At 40.0% G+C, this 13,785-nt stretch carries 13 protein-coding genes; 6 read left to right on the forward strand and 7 right to left on the reverse strand.

Annotated elements, in window-relative coordinates:
• The 3 genes from IAE19_RS05020 to IAE19_RS05030 all read right to left on the reverse strand — a co-directional run bounded on the left by IAE19_RS05020 (window position 1) and on the right by IAE19_RS05030 (window position 3,636).
• A complete protein-coding gene (locus IAE19_RS05020; protein ID WP_200459826.1) occupies window positions 1-1,107 on the reverse strand; it encodes an NAD/NADP-dependent octopine/nopaline dehydrogenase family protein in 1,107 nt (368 codons plus the stop codon).
• Window positions 1,108-1,191: 84 nt separating this feature from the next.
• Window positions 1,192-2,202 carry a helix-turn-helix domain-containing protein gene (locus IAE19_RS05025; RefSeq protein ID WP_200459863.1) on the reverse strand — a complete coding sequence of 337 codons (1,011 nt, stop codon included), beginning with the start codon at window positions 2,200-2,202 and terminating at the stop codon, window positions 1,192-1,194.
• 90 nt (window positions 2,203-2,292) lie between these two features.
• Window positions 2,293-3,636, reverse strand: coding sequence for a spinster family MFS transporter (locus tag IAE19_RS05030; protein ID WP_200459827.1), 1,344 nt, complete (start codon window positions 3,634-3,636; stop codon window positions 2,293-2,295).
• Window positions 3,637-4,022: 386 nt separating this feature from the next.
• Between IAE19_RS05030 and IAE19_RS05035 the strand changes: the two genes are divergently transcribed.
• The 6 genes from IAE19_RS05035 (at window position 4,023) to IAE19_RS05060 (ending at window position 10,328) form a co-directional block, all read left to right on the forward strand.
• Window positions 4,023-4,415 (forward strand): DUF4440 domain-containing protein, encoded by a 393-nt coding sequence (locus tag IAE19_RS05035; protein WP_200459828.1) that lies wholly within the window; start codon window positions 4,023-4,025, stop codon window positions 4,413-4,415.
• A 621-nt stretch (window positions 4,416-5,036) separates the two neighbouring features.
• Entirely contained in the window at window positions 5,037-7,676 is a 2,640-nt protein-coding gene (gene mutS / locus IAE19_RS05040) for a DNA mismatch repair protein MutS (RefSeq protein ID WP_200459829.1), read from the forward strand.
• Window positions 7,677-7,997: 321 nt separating this feature from the next.
• On the forward strand, window positions 7,998-8,174 hold the full coding sequence (locus IAE19_RS05045; protein ID WP_200459830.1) for a hypothetical protein: 177 nt from the start codon (window positions 7,998-8,000) through the stop codon (window positions 8,172-8,174).
• A gap of 159 nt (window positions 8,175-8,333) precedes the next feature.
• Window positions 8,334-8,663 carry a ferredoxin FdxA gene (fdxA, locus tag IAE19_RS05050; protein WP_004652744.1) on the forward strand — a complete coding sequence of 110 codons (330 nt, stop codon included), beginning with the start codon at window positions 8,334-8,336 and terminating at the stop codon, window positions 8,661-8,663.
• A gap of 129 nt (window positions 8,664-8,792) precedes the next feature.
• Window positions 8,793-9,512: a D-Ala-D-Ala carboxypeptidase family metallohydrolase gene (locus tag IAE19_RS05055; protein ID WP_200459831.1), complete on the forward strand. Its 720-nt coding sequence runs from the start codon at window positions 8,793-8,795 to the stop codon at window positions 9,510-9,512.
• A gap of 147 nt (window positions 9,513-9,659) precedes the next feature.
• Window positions 9,660-10,328: an O-methyltransferase gene (locus tag IAE19_RS05060; RefSeq protein WP_200459832.1), complete on the forward strand. Its 669-nt coding sequence runs from the start codon at window positions 9,660-9,662 to the stop codon at window positions 10,326-10,328.
• Between the two features lie 120 nt (window positions 10,329-10,448).
• Here IAE19_RS05060 and IAE19_RS05065 read toward each other — a convergent pair whose 3' ends face one another.
• The 4 genes from IAE19_RS05065 to IAE19_RS05080 form a co-directional block, all read right to left on the reverse strand.
• Window positions 10,449-11,291 carry a universal stress protein gene (locus IAE19_RS05065; RefSeq protein WP_200459833.1) on the reverse strand — a complete coding sequence of 281 codons (843 nt, stop codon included), beginning with the start codon at window positions 11,289-11,291 and terminating at the stop codon, window positions 10,449-10,451.
• Window positions 11,292-11,436: 145 nt separating this feature from the next.
• On the reverse strand, window positions 11,437-12,051 hold the full coding sequence (locus IAE19_RS05070) for an acyltransferase (protein WP_200459834.1): 615 nt from the start codon (window positions 12,049-12,051) through the stop codon (window positions 11,437-11,439).
• Window positions 12,044-12,640, reverse strand: a complete 597-nt coding sequence (locus tag IAE19_RS05075) for an IMPACT family protein (protein WP_200459864.1) — start codon at window positions 12,638-12,640, stop codon at window positions 12,044-12,046. Before IAE19_RS05075 ends, IAE19_RS05070 begins: the two co-directional genes overlap by 8 nt.
• A 115-nt stretch (window positions 12,641-12,755) precedes the next feature.
• Window positions 12,756-13,785: HlyD family type I secretion periplasmic adaptor subunit (locus IAE19_RS05080; RefSeq protein ID WP_200459835.1), on the reverse strand; the 1,030-nt coding region annotated here is incomplete at its 5' end.

Genomic DNA, 13,785 nt, shown 5'->3' on the forward strand with positions numbered 1-13,785 from the left:
TTAGACTCCTTGCTGCAAAGTCACATGTAGTTCAGCTTTGCTTTTATCTGCCAGCCCCAGATTCTCAAAAGTCCGACCTTCTTGATATAAATCTTTCCCTGTGAGGGCAGAAGCAATATTTAGTAGTCCTTCTGCCACAGGTGTAGCAACCCCTACCCAACGCCCGATCGAAACCAGGAAGGAGAGGCCCAGCTGGGTATCTTCCAGCATGTAACGATGTACCTGTAAGTCGATGTCCTCACGCCAGTCACCACTATCGGTTAATTTGCCATGCGCCCCACGACCATACATCCATTCTTCCCCCTCTCCATCCTTATTGTAGTGATCGGCCAAAGGGAAATGCGGCGCAGAATAACCCAATGCTTCCCGAACTTGTATACGTTCGGCATCAAGCTGATTGGTGACACGGCGAATCGACGGTTGTGTACCTTCGTTATGAATATCCCAGGCCTCAAAATGTTCCAGTGGCCCCGCATTCATCAAAATTAACGGTGGATGAATAATCGGCCCCGCATTCATTAATGCACCACTCAAACTGTCTTCAACTGGCTCAACACTTGGATACGCCTGTTTTAACACTTGGAATGCATGTTCGGACAAGGCGCTTGGGAATACCCCTGTTGGTAATCGGGTCGCATAGCCACTCACGACAATCTGATTAACTCCGTGCTTACGTACCAAATACGGGAGTGTGCCTGTTTCGGCAAAAGCCACTTGGGCAGTATTACCTGCCTCCCGCATGGCTTTGGCAAAAATAAAGCTACCGAAAGTTGCAGGCGGTAAATACACCACTTGACCCGCTTGAAAGAAAGGTGCGGCCTGCTGAGCCAAATCCAGATGTGTCGTTGCAGGTAAAGGAATAATAATCAGCTCGGCATGCTGAATGGCATGGTATAAATCATCGGTCAGATTAATCTGACTTTGCTCAAAACCGACCTTGACAGCACGATTTCCCTGATAGTCTTTAATCTTGAGTACGCCTGCTGCCGCCAACTGTTGCAATGCGTCACGGTCACGGCGCCATAATTTCACATCATGGCCTTTTTCTGCCATTTCTGCTGCGGCTGCATAACATCCGTGTCCACCACCGAGTATTGTAATTTTCATGTGCGTTCCTGCTGATTGATGTGTTATTCAGCATAGAACGGTCACCGTGAACTGGCTTATCCAAATGCGCAGTGATTATTCCATTTACGACTGCGTTTCACCCAGTTGTACAGGATTCATTTTTAAGGTCTGTGATGGTAAATAGCCAAAGCGCTTTTTATACAACGTAGAGAAATGCCCAAAACTTTGAATCCCATGATCCAGTAAAATATCGGTCACAGTGTGATGATCCGCTGCCTGCTGAAGGGCTGAATGTACTCGCTCCAGACGTTGCTCACGGATATATTTCACGGGTGTCTGCTGTAGATATTGGCTAAACCCCTTTTGTAAGCTGCGGATCGATACCTCACAATATTGGCCCAGCGTTGCTAATGAAATCGCCTGATGCAGATTGTCCTGAATATACTGTTGCGCTTTTTTGATATAGCCTGGCACAAGTTGCTGGCGTTGTGCATTCAACTGCTCACTATAATTATTCGGGATTTTAAGTAAAATCAGCTCAATCAGATATTGGGTGAAACTGGCTGAGATAAAGTTCCAGTTCCGAATATTATAATAGGCATGGCATAGATAATTCAGCGTTTCTACAATTGAGCTGATCCCTTCCGCAGTACAAGACAAGCCGCTATCGAACCAGACAGGCACCCGACTGGTATGACCAAGCATTTTAAACAGTTGGGTTTCGACTTCCTGTTTGGACAATTTCAAAATAATATTACGGCAATCCTGATTAGTCACAATCTGTTGTCGGGTATTTGGATGCGTGACCGACATAATCCCTACAGATTGCAACACATGTTGATGCTCGAATCCAACCTTGCATTCCCCTTCCAGAGTGATCCTAAATAAATAGAAGCTGAAGGTTTCCTGGATATCAATCACCACAGGTGCGCTATATTTCAGATCATACAAGGCACCATTACCAAAGCTAAAACCATTCAACCGCGTGTTAAGCGGCTCTTGTACCTCAACCTCAAAACGATGGGGACATAGGTAATGACTAATTCGCTCTTTAATAGTTTGATAATCATTAGATTTGAATAATAAAAATTCATCTAGATAATGCAAATGATCCAGTTTCAAAGAGGCTTGCATCATTTCACTCCTTTGTTATGAATTTCAGCAGTACAGCACAAAGCCCATTACAACAAAATGGACTTTATGCCAAATCATTACAGCATTAAATCAAGAAGCATGCTCCTGCTGCATACTGTCGCTAAATGCCTGACAGCCTTTTTTCAATAGGATAAAAGCCAGTACACAGGAAATGGTTCCAACAATCGACAGTGACATACCGACCATGAGTGGATTTTCAAAGATTTTATCGGTAATCAATGCCACTAATGTGGTTCCAATCCCAACCGCAACCAGATTACTGATCAGTAGAAACACTGCTGAGATTTGTGCACGTAACTGATTCGGTGCCAGCATTTGCATGGCTGTGGTTGAAATTGGCATAGGGAAGGAAGCAAAGAACATCGCAGGCACCAAAAACACCACTGATAACCACAATTCATTCACTTGCGTAAAAATCATTATCGGAATGATTAAACCAGCAATCCCAATCACACCCGTAATCATCGGGGCATCTTTACTGCCTTTTTGAATAAACCAGTCATTGAGCCAGCCTGCACAAAACACGCCCAGAATATTAGCCACCAATAACACACTACCTAGCATATAGCCTGCTTCGGTTGGTGTTAAACCAAACTTGCGCATATAGAACGCGGGCGACCAACTGATCAGGCAATACAACGCCATTGCATAAAAAGTAAATCCTAAATAATGGCATTTAAAAGTACGACCATGCTTTTTAATAAACTTAAATGCATCCTTCATGCTGGTCTTTTCAACTTGCCCCTCTGCATTTAAACGCTGACCTTTACGTTGTGGTTCTCTCACAGTGAGTAAAACCAGCAAACCAATAAATACCCCAGGTAAACCCACCAAAATAAATGCAGCTTGCCACGCTCTTAATGCCCCAAAAATTGGAACCTGAATAGCATCCATATTTTTCAGTAAACCAATGACGTAACCGCCGACCAAAAAGGCAATACCGCCGCCGACAAAGGAACCTATCGAATAAACCGCGACAGCACGACCCAACTTGTCCTTACTAAACATATCACTAAACATCGAATAAGCTGCGGGCGATAATGCCGCTTCACCGACACCAACGCCCATACGACTCAAAAATAGCTGAATAAAATTTTTACTTAAACCACAAAATGCCGTAGCAATGCTCCAAAACACCACCCCAATGGCAATAATTTTTGGACGTGAAAAACGATCCGCTAAATAAGCCAGTGGTAATCCCATAAAGGCATAAAATAGTGAGAATGCCAAACCATGCAATAAACTGAACTGCGTATCGGAAAGACCAAGATCAGCTTTGATCGGTTCAATCATTAATGCCAGTATCTGCCGATCAATAAATGAAAATATATAGGCTAACATGCAGAGCAAAACCACATACCAGGCGTATACATTGGATTGAGCCCGTTTTGGCTCAGTTGCGTGCGTATCCATCTTTCTTCCTTGTCCATGCCATTATTCTAATTTGTCTTCTTACTGAAAGACGTTATGCCCAGAACACTGCTTCTTTTCTGGTCTTTTCAATAAGAGAAATAATCCTCCGTTATAATTATTACTTTTACATGGAATTTTCCATAATATAATAGGTATAAAATTATACTTTTTTGATATTTTTAGCTATTCAGTATTTAAGCAAGTAAGCAAAAAAAATTATAAAAACTTAATTTATTAATAAAAGTTATATTTAACAAGTAATTATAACTTTTATCATTTTAGTTGAGGAACGCTTGAGATAAATTTATTTAAAATGATATTGAATTTTACATTTATTTTTGTTTTAAAATAAAGGTAAATGATCAATTTCTTAATGGAAATAAAATATGGCTCTCATAAAAGAACAAGCAATCGAAAGCATTCATAGCATGCATGTCTTGATTAAAAAAATTTTCAGCGGTAAACATAGTGAGCAAGACCTTGGCCTGCTCATTGATTATTTTGCCGAACATTTTGAAATGGTCGGCGCAGCTGGAAAACGTATTTCCCTGCAAGAGGTTAAGGGTCTGTTCGCAAATAATCAGGGCAAGATGCCGGACATTCAGATTGAAATCTACGATGAACAAATTTTGATGCAAAAGCCAGATGCCATTGTTCTGACTTATACTGAAAAGCATACTAAAGCCACGGGTATTCTGATTCGACGCTCTTGTGCCCTCATCGAAGAGATAGAAGGGAAAATGTTATGGAGTTATCTTCAAGAAACTTTTTTAGCCTGAAAAATACAAGCCAGATAACTCAGCTATAGAAAACCTCAGCTTAATCAGGTAGTTTAGATTATACGCACTCCTACCTGTTTAGCTTCACATCATATATTCATCTCATTGATTTTACTCTGATCGTATTTCTATCGCTAAGCAAATGATCCAAGGAATTAATGTAGTAATAGTAAATATGATAAGCAGCCACCTTTCTGAACGATTAACATCAGATAAACGGTAACTAACAGGACAGACCCCGATTCTTTTCTAGATGAGCTACAGGAAAAATATTTATTTGGAATCCTTGTTTTAAAAGAACTGTTAAAGTGGCTGAACTAACAATAAAAAAGTCTACAATCCTGTTTTGCGCCCATCCAGCCCTGCCCCCTTCCTAATATCAGATTTATCAATATTATTAAAATTCAACTTAGGGTTCACTCGAGTTGAGAAAGCAATTTCTTTTGTCGTTTATTTCTTCATTCGTTTTAGGAATTCTTTTTATCAAACACACTCAATTTGTTAAGATGACATCCGTGAGAAATAAAATGAACCTCGCCAACACGATTGATCCAATTTTGCTCGACAGACAGATTTTTGAAACCAATTTATTTATTATTTGAATTTAAGGAATAAAGTTACATGAATATGAAAGAAATCATGACTGATCTTTCCAGCCACACCCCTATGATGCAACAATATCTTAAGGTCAAAATGGAACATCAGCATGCTTTACTTTTTTATCGCATGGGTGACTTTTATGAACTTTTTTTTAATGATGCGCATAAAGCTGCCAAGTTATTAGGTATCACTTTGACCCATCGTGGTAAAACTAATGGTGAACCTATTCCAATGGCTGGTGTACCTTATCATGCTGCAGAAGGTTATTTAGCACGCTTGGTGAAGGCGGGACAAACCGTTGCGATTTGTGAGCAGGTGGGTGAAGTTACAGGTAAAGGGCCTGTTGAGCGCAAAGTGGTACGTATTATCACTCCTGGTACAATTACTGATGATGCGCTATTAGGCAGTTATCAATCCTCTAACCTCGTTGCCTTATGCATTCAGCAAAATAAAATTGGTCTTGCTTTACTCGATCTCAGTGCCAGTATTTTTAAAGTTCAGGAACATGACTTTAAAACTGAGCAATTGGCGATTGAACTTTCACGTTTAATGCCAAGTGAAATTGTAGTTGATGAAGATTTAGTTGACCAAAACATTCTGGAACAGATTAAAAAGCAACTCGATTGTCCGATTACAAAACGTCCCAATGTTGATTTTAATTTAAATAATGCGCAAAAAACGCTATGTGATCAACTTGGTGTCGCGACATTATCTGGTTTTGGTATCGACCATCTTCCCCTTGCTAAAGCATCGGCGGCTGCACTGATTCACTATGCCAAAGAAACCCAAAAAACTGCTCTGCCACATATTCGCTCGATTCAACTTGAGCAAAGTTCCGATTTTATCGCACTGGATCCTATCACGCGTCGTAATCTAGAAATTATCGACCCACTGTTTGAACATGGCACATCCTTGTTTAATTTAATTAATGACTGTCAAACAGCAATGGGTGGTCGTTTACTTAGTCGTACTTTAATGCAACCCATCCGTGACACAGCACTTCTAGATGCGCGATTGGATGCAACTGAGCAGCTATTGACTGGTTATCATGAATCCCCTGTGCGTTTAGTGCTTAAAGAGATTGGTGATATTGAACGCGTGCTAAGTCGGGTTGCATTAGGTAGTGCGCGTCCACGTGATCTGGTGCAATTGCGTCATGCCTGTGCTCAAGTTCCATTTTTGAGACATGCTTTATTACCTGTGATTCAGGCTCAATCCTCCACCTTATTGACACATCTTGATCAACAACTAGGAGATTTTAAAGAGCTACATCAGTTGCTTATCTCTGCGATCGTTGAAAATCCACCCGTGTTGTTAAGGGATGGTAATGTTATTGCCGAAGGTTATGATGGTGAACTGGATGAACTCCGTAAAATACGTGATCATGCTGGCCAATTTCTCATTGATCTCGAAATTAAAGAGCGTGAGCTCAGTGGCATCTCGACTTTAAAAATTGGCTATAACCGTGTGAGTGGTTATTATATTGAATTAACACGCGCTCAAGCACAGCAAGCCCCTGAACATTATATTCGTCGCCAAACCTTAAAAAATGCAGAACGTTATATCACACCAGAACTCAAAGGTTTTGAAGATAAAGTTCTTTCTAGTGAATCACGCGCGCTTGCTCGCGAGAAATTATTATTTGAAAACTTGCTTGAAACCCTTAGACAGAATATTGCTAATTTACAAATGATGAGTGCAGCCATTGCCCAGATCGATGTCTTGGCAAATTTTGCGCACCAAGCGCGCTTGCAACACTGGAGCCGACCTGAGTTTAGCCCTGAAATTGGTATTAAAATTCATGCAGGTCGTCATCCAGTGGTCGAGGCATTAAGTAAAACGCCATACACTCCAAATGATACATTCTTAGATAGTCAGCACCGTATGGCCATTATTACTGGCCCCAACATGGGCGGTAAATCAACCTTTATGCGTCAAACCGCATTGATTAGTCTACTGGCTTATTGTGGCAGTTATGTCCCTGCCAAAGCGGCCAAACTCGGACCGATTGACCGGATTTTTACCCGTATTGGTTCAGCGGATGACTTATCAACTGGAAAATCAACCTTTATGGTTGAAATGACTGAGACTTCTCAAATTTTGCATCATGCCACTCACCAGTCTCTTGTGCTAATGGATGAAGTCGGGCGAGGTACTAGTACTTATGATGGTTTGTCTCTGGCATGGGCATGTGTGCTCGATTTGACTAAACGCATCAAATGTTTATGCTTATTTGCCACACATTATTTCGAGTTAACTGAATTGGGTAGTGAAGCAGGTATTGATAATTATCACGTCACCGCCAAAGAAATGAATGGCAACCTGATCTTATTACATAAAGTACAACATGGGCCTGCTAGCCAAAGTCATGGTTTACAAGTCGCAAAACTGGCAGGTATTCCAGCAGGCGTTATTAAAGAAGCACAAAAACGCTTAAAGATATTAGAAAAGCAACAGCAGCAACATATTCAGGCAGCCGTTCAAAATGATTTATTCAATGCCGTTGAGCATGAAATTGAAACACCCATGATCGAAAAGATCATTGAAGTTGAAGCTCAATCACCTGCTCTAGAAATGTTAAAGCAAATTGATGTTGATAACCTCACTCCCCGTCAAGCGCTTGAACAACTTTATTCATTAAAAGCAACGCTGAGTTCTTAATTTTTTATGAAGCAGATCACTTATACTGATCTGCTTCACTATTTTATCTCATTGATTTATTAAAGTAATTGACTAAAAATTTTGCTCTTAATATAAATCACAACTATAGATTTTTAAGGGAACACTTATTTACAAACTTTAGATATCCCAAGTATACAAACGTAGACTTGATCTGAAAAATCGAGCCTAAAGAGATGCACTTAACTTGTTAGTATCATTTTTAAATTTACAAAGAAAGACTGATCTTTGACAACTTATTACCCTATTTTAAGGAGGACAATGTTAAAAATAGGATACTGTGTTTAAATCAGGAGAATAAAAATGTCACGTGGAGATAAATCGGCTTATACTCAAAAACAGAAACGCCAAGCCAAACATATTGAAGAAAGTGAATTAGAACGTGGACATTCTCAAGAAGAAGCCGAGAGAATTGCATGGGCAACTGTGAACAAGCAAGATGGCGGTGGCCAAAAAAAATCGCATAAAACCACTAAATAGTGGCTTAATTGAGAGTTACTATCAACTAGAGTGATATAAATCAGTCCTTTTCATCAATCCGAATAATAAATATCAATAAAAGGAATTGTTAGTCACCCCCTTTTTTGCCTAAAATACAGCATTCGGAATTAGAACCATATTTTTTAGGTAGCTGTCGCCATGACCTTCGTTGTCACTGAAAACTGTATTAAATGTAAATACCAAGATTGCGTAGAAGTATGCCCAGTTGATTGTTTCTACGAAGGCCCAAATTTTTTGGTGATCAATCCTGATGAATGTATTGACTGTGCGCTGTGTGAACCAGAATGCCCGGCTAATGCGATTTTCTCAGAAGATGAATTACCAGAAGGTCAGGAAGTCTTTATTGAACTCAATGCCGAATTGTCTGAAAAATGGGCAGGTAATAATATTACTCAAATTGGTGAGCAGCCTGCTGATCGTGAAGAGTGGAATGGTAAACCAGATAAGCTTCAGTATTTAGAGAAGTAATTGCAAATTAGACCAGCAAACGCTGGTCTTTTTGTATCGGAATCACACATTTCATTGCAATTTTTCCTCATTTTATCCATCCTTTTCGATTAGAATAAGCCCAATTTAAAGTAAGCAATTGATTCTATTATGCCGAAATTTTTGAAGGGTTTGCTTGCCATAAGCCTTGCACCCGTTGTCATGGTTGCCTGTACTACCTCCCCTCAAAAAACTGGAAAAGTTACCTCTTCAACTGGACATCGCATTTATATTCCGCAGGAAAAAGTCACATTAGAACGTCCTGTTCCAGTTAAAACCGTTCCCGCAGCCTATCTTGCATGGTTAAGCATGGGCGATAATCGTTCGCGTGTTCAAGAATATGAACATTTTCTTGAGCGTAATAATGTCGCCAATGTTGTACCTAATTTTGAATTATTAAAAACTGCACGCGACTGGCAAAAATGTGGCCGCTCACAATATGCGGTTCCCAATCGTGAACTATGGAATAATGCCATACCGACCTTGCGTATTTTTAAAGCCTTAGTTGCCCAAAAGGTTTTAACCGATTTTGAAGTCACCTCGGTTTATCGAGATCTGCCTTTAAACCAATGTGCAGGTGGGGCTAATTCATCACGACATTTATTTAACTCCGCTATCGATTTTCGTATTGGTCCAGAGTTTCCACAGTCTCAGGATTATGCATTTATAGAAAATACCAAGTTTAAGCTATGTCAATTCTGGGCACAGCATGGACAAAGTCTAGATATGGGGATTGGTATTTATGCTTCCGGGCAGATCCATATCGACACGCAAGGCTACCGAACTTGGGGGCCAGATCATAGTCGTAATAGTTCAATGTGTAATTATTAAAGGTATTTTTATCTTGTTTGGAAGAGACCATCCGTGTCTCTTTTTTAATATTTAAAATAGTGAGGTTTTGATTTTCCCTTCACTTAAAATTGCACATCTATTAGAAATGGTTAAAATGCTGTTATCTCAGTATAGGTAACACCCGTTATGCAACAGATGTGGACAGACATTGATCACTATATCGATTCACATTTAATTCCCGAAGATCCAAACCTGCAATTTGCGCTGGATAATACTGCCAATCAGGGATTTCCAGATCATTTGGCCGTTGCACCTAATCAGGGTATGCTTTTACAAATGTTGATTCAGATGAATCAGTGTAAACGTGTTTTGGAACTAGGAACATTTGCAGCCTATAGTACAGTCTGGTTAGCTCGCACTCTACCTAAAGAGGGTTATCTGCTGACTATTGAAGGACGAGATACTCATGCTGCACTAGCACAGCAAAATATTGATCATGCCCAATTTGAAGTGCCTGTTGAGCTTAAAGTCGGACGTGCTGCTGATATTTTACGTGAAATAGACCCTGCTACCTTTGACCCATTCGATTTTATTTTTATCGATGCTGACAAACAAAACTATCCTGAATATTTAGAACTTACTCTGAATCTTTCACATTCTGGTACTATTCTTGTGTTAGATAATGTGATTCGCGGAGGTGATATTCTGGATCAAAATAATAAGAAACCTAGCATAGAAGGTATTCGCCAGACTTTTGAAGCCTTGCAAAATCATCCTCGTATTTTATCCTGTACAGCCTTACAAACGGTGGGAAGCAAAGGCCATGATGGCTTTGCAATTGCCATTGTAAAGTGATGATCAAAAAACGCTCTTAATTTATTTTTATTTTAAAATCAATATCCTATTTTTATTTACATTGCTTGTCCATATAGTTATCCACAAGATTTGCGGATAACTATGGATAACCCGCTTAAATTATTTAGCCACCAACAGTGGCACAGTCGCATTACGGAAAATAGAAGTTGCAATACTACCCAAAAAGAACTGATGAATTTTACTGTGACTAAATGCACCCAACACGATCATCTGAATACCGTGTTCGCGTTGGTATTCCAGTATATTTTCCGAAACGTCGCCATAACGATAAACAGTGACCACTTCAATGCCTGCATGGGTTAAAAATTCTTCTGGATCTTTTAAGACTTGTGGGTGATCTCCAACATAGAGCAAATGGCACTGCAAAGTTTTAAGTAAATCACTTTGCGCAATTCGATGCATCATCTTGACGCAAGTTGGAGAATACTCATAAGCAAAGATAAAGCGTGTAGGCGCTTTAAATGTTTCACCTACTGTCATAACAGTACAATTTGCACCGCGAATAAAATTTTCAACATTACTGCCAATAGGTTTATTTTTTTCTGCTGCCCGTTCTCCTACACGGCCGATTACAACAAAATCATCTTCTTTTAAAATACTAAAACTTTGTTCTAGAAAATCACCTTTTTCTTGAATCTTTGAACTTGTTAAACCATATTTCTCTTCAATCATTTCAGAAATGTGTTTAAGCAAATTATTGCTATAGTCTAAAGCCAGTTCACTTTGTTTTTGCTCCAACTCAGCAAGCTCTTTGAGCAACATGGCGTTACTCTCAAAACCAATTACACCACTGATTTCGCCCAAATGATAACTAGCAGGATAGTAATCAAGAATTTGAAGCAATACCAGTTCACGCTTGGTTTGTTTAGCCACCCACGCGGCAGCTTCTGCAATTGCATTAATGCAAGGTGAAGAATCAATACATGCAATAACACGACTCATAATAGCCTCTCTTCATTAAGGTCTAATGCCTTGGAGATTTTGTTTTGTTATTTTTAACTTAGCATAATTGAATGAAAACTTTGGTAATTTTTTATGCTGTTTAACTTATTTTCTATGAAAAACAATCAAATGATTAAAAAACCAACTACTCTCTATTTCTAATCCAACGTGCAGGATTTCCAGCAACCACATGATACGCTTCTATATCCTTCGTTACCATGCTGTTCATACCAACCACCGCATGGTGGCCAATCGAAATGCCATCTTTAACGCCAACATGTGCCCCTAACCAGACATCCTGACCAATTTCAATGCCTTTGGAGGTGACTGGTTGTTGATACACCGGACGATCTAGCTCCATCCCATGATCAAAAGCATATAAATGGCAATATGCGGCTATCCGTACTTGATCACGCAAAATGATACCCGCCCGCGCGCCATCCAGAATACAATGATGATTAATCGCAACTTCATTACCAATGTTTAAAGGCCCGTGTAAGGTACAATCCGCTGCAATAAAAGTATTATCACCGATGGTAATTTTGCGTCCAGGTTCTGCAAAAATATGCGCTAAAGGAGAAATAAAACAATTTTTCCCGATTTCAACCGTTTCCATCTCCATCAAATAAGCTTGGTATTCCTTTTGCCATGCTTCTGCCCATTCACGATGTTTAGGTTTTAAGCTCCAATACAACCATGGCATATAATTCAAGCGATGTTTATGCTGTTCACGATATTTGAGTAAACCTTCATCACTCATGCTCAGGCTCCACGATGTTTAAGTGTTCTCGTCCCCGAGTAATATCCTGAAGTTTTAATTTTAAGGGATCGATCTGATGAATCTGTAAAGCTGCTTCGACTGTAACTCCTTCACTTGTGTAGTTTTCAATATATTCAATTTGCTGATGCTTTAGCTCATACTGAAGAATAGGCCATTCATTAAAATGGCAAGAAAATACAGTCTGTTTTTTTTCAATTAATTCTATTTTTTCTGCAAGGGTTAAACATTGCCCAGCACAACCGCCATAAGCCCGTACTAAACCACCAGTTCCTAGCTTTACCCCGCCAAACCAACGATTGACCAAAACTAAAACATTAGTAAGTTCATTACCCTCAATGGTTGCCAATATTGGTCTACCCGCTGTGCCAGAAGGTTCACCATCATCATTAAAACGTACATGGTGCCCTATTTTCCATGCCCAACACTGATGAGTGGTACTGATATCTTTATAGCTTTCCAAAAAATCCTTCACTTGCTCTTCATTCTCAACAGGGGTTGCAAATGCCTGAAATCGACTTTTTTTGATTTCTTCTTCAAAACAAACCAGTTGCGCAATAGTAAAAGGCATAACAGCAAAAAAGATTAACAATAAACGCAATATTATAGCGTGAATTAAGAGTTGCAATGACAAAAATCCCCGCAAAAGCGAGGATTCAATTATTTCGTTAGGTCTCTATTTGTATTTACCGTTCGCGCAAAGCCTCTTTTGCTTTATTAAACGGTTTCAATAAATAATCCAGTACGGTTTTCTCTCCAGTACGAATATCCACTGTTGCCACCATTCCCGGCGTGATACTAAATGACTTGCCATCTTTATTATAAAGTTTGTCAGAATCCGTGCGGATATAGACCCGATAATAAAACTGATCCTGCTTCACTTCATCACGAATCGTATCAGGGGAAATCACCGTCACCTTGCCCTTTAATCCCCCGTAAATCGAATAATCATAGGCCGTGATTTTAACCAATGCCTCCTGTCCAGGGTGGATAAATGCAATGTCCCGCGGTGAAATTCGCGCTTCTATCAGCAGTTGTTCATCCAGTGGGACAATGGTCATCAACTTACCATTTTGTGGGATCACTCCCCCTTGCGTCGTTACCGCAATTTCTTTTACCACGCCACGTACAGGTGCTTTAAATGTCGTGCGGTTTAAGGTATCCGTTCGACCGCGTACAATCTGCATTTGCTGTTCGGTATCGGTGTTGGCCTTGGACAGCTCTTCGCGTGATTTGACGTAATACTGGTTACGTGCATCATTGATTTTATTTTGCAGATCGTTGGCTTCGCGTTTTAAACGCAATACTTCAACTTCACTGGCAGCACCTTTGGCAACCAATGGTTCAGTCATCACCAGTTCTTGTTGTACCAGTTGCAGGGCTTGTTTTAAGCCAGAAACAGATTGTTCCAGATTTTCACGTCTGGAGTTATATAATGCCGTTTCTTCTTGTACCAGCTTTGGATCTTTTCTGACTTCTTCTGGAAATGCCAGTGCCGTCCCATTGACTTCAGCACGTAACCGAGCCGCAGTGGCCTGAGCTGAAATCAGTAAGGATTGTGATTCTCCAACATTGGAGGCAAAGCGGGTCGGATCCAACTGTGCCAGCACTTGTCCCTTTTGTACGATGTCTCCTTCTTGTACATCCAGTTTCGTCAAAATCCCTCCATCCAGTGATTGAATGACTTGTTCTTTGGAAGAGGGAATAACTTTGCCT

The organism is Acinetobacter sp. S40 (assembly GCF_016624705.1).
Taxonomy (GTDB): Bacteria; Pseudomonadota; Gammaproteobacteria; order Pseudomonadales; family Moraxellaceae; genus Acinetobacter.

What these genes read in the sequence shown, in the direction of transcription:
- IAE19_RS05020 (WP_200459826.1), bottom strand. Translation starts at nt 1,107, where the DNA reads ATGAAAATTACAATACTCGGTGGTGGACACGGATGTTATGCAGCCGCA.
- IAE19_RS05025 (WP_200459863.1), bottom strand. Translation starts at nt 2,202, where the DNA reads ATGCAAGCCTCTTTGAAACTGGATCATTTGCATTATCTAGATGAATTT.
- IAE19_RS05030 (WP_200459827.1), bottom strand. Translation starts at nt 3,636, where the DNA reads ATGGATACGCACGCAACTGAGCCAAAACGGGCTCAATCCAATGTATAC.
- IAE19_RS05035 (WP_200459828.1), top strand. Translation starts at nt 4,023, where the DNA reads ATGGCTCTCATAAAAGAACAAGCAATCGAAAGCATTCATAGCATGCAT.
- mutS (WP_200459829.1), top strand. Translation starts at nt 5,037, where the DNA reads ATGAATATGAAAGAAATCATGACTGATCTTTCCAGCCACACCCCTATG.
- IAE19_RS05045 (WP_200459830.1), top strand. Translation starts at nt 7,998, where the DNA reads ATGTCACGTGGAGATAAATCGGCTTATACTCAAAAACAGAAACGCCAA.
- fdxA (WP_004652744.1), top strand. Translation starts at nt 8,334, where the DNA reads ATGACCTTCGTTGTCACTGAAAACTGTATTAAATGTAAATACCAAGAT.
- IAE19_RS05055 (WP_200459831.1), top strand. Translation starts at nt 8,793, where the DNA reads ATGCCGAAATTTTTGAAGGGTTTGCTTGCCATAAGCCTTGCACCCGTT.
- IAE19_RS05060 (WP_200459832.1), top strand. Translation starts at nt 9,660, where the DNA reads ATGCAACAGATGTGGACAGACATTGATCACTATATCGATTCACATTTA.
- IAE19_RS05065 (WP_200459833.1), bottom strand. Translation starts at nt 11,291, where the DNA reads ATGAGTCGTGTTATTGCATGTATTGATTCTTCACCTTGCATTAATGCA.
- IAE19_RS05070 (WP_200459834.1), bottom strand. Translation starts at nt 12,051, where the DNA reads ATGAGTGATGAAGGTTTACTCAAATATCGTGAACAGCATAAACATCGC.
- IAE19_RS05075 (WP_200459864.1), bottom strand. Translation starts at nt 12,640, where the DNA reads ATGCCTTTTACTATTGCGCAACTGGTTTGTTTTGAAGAAGAAATCAAA.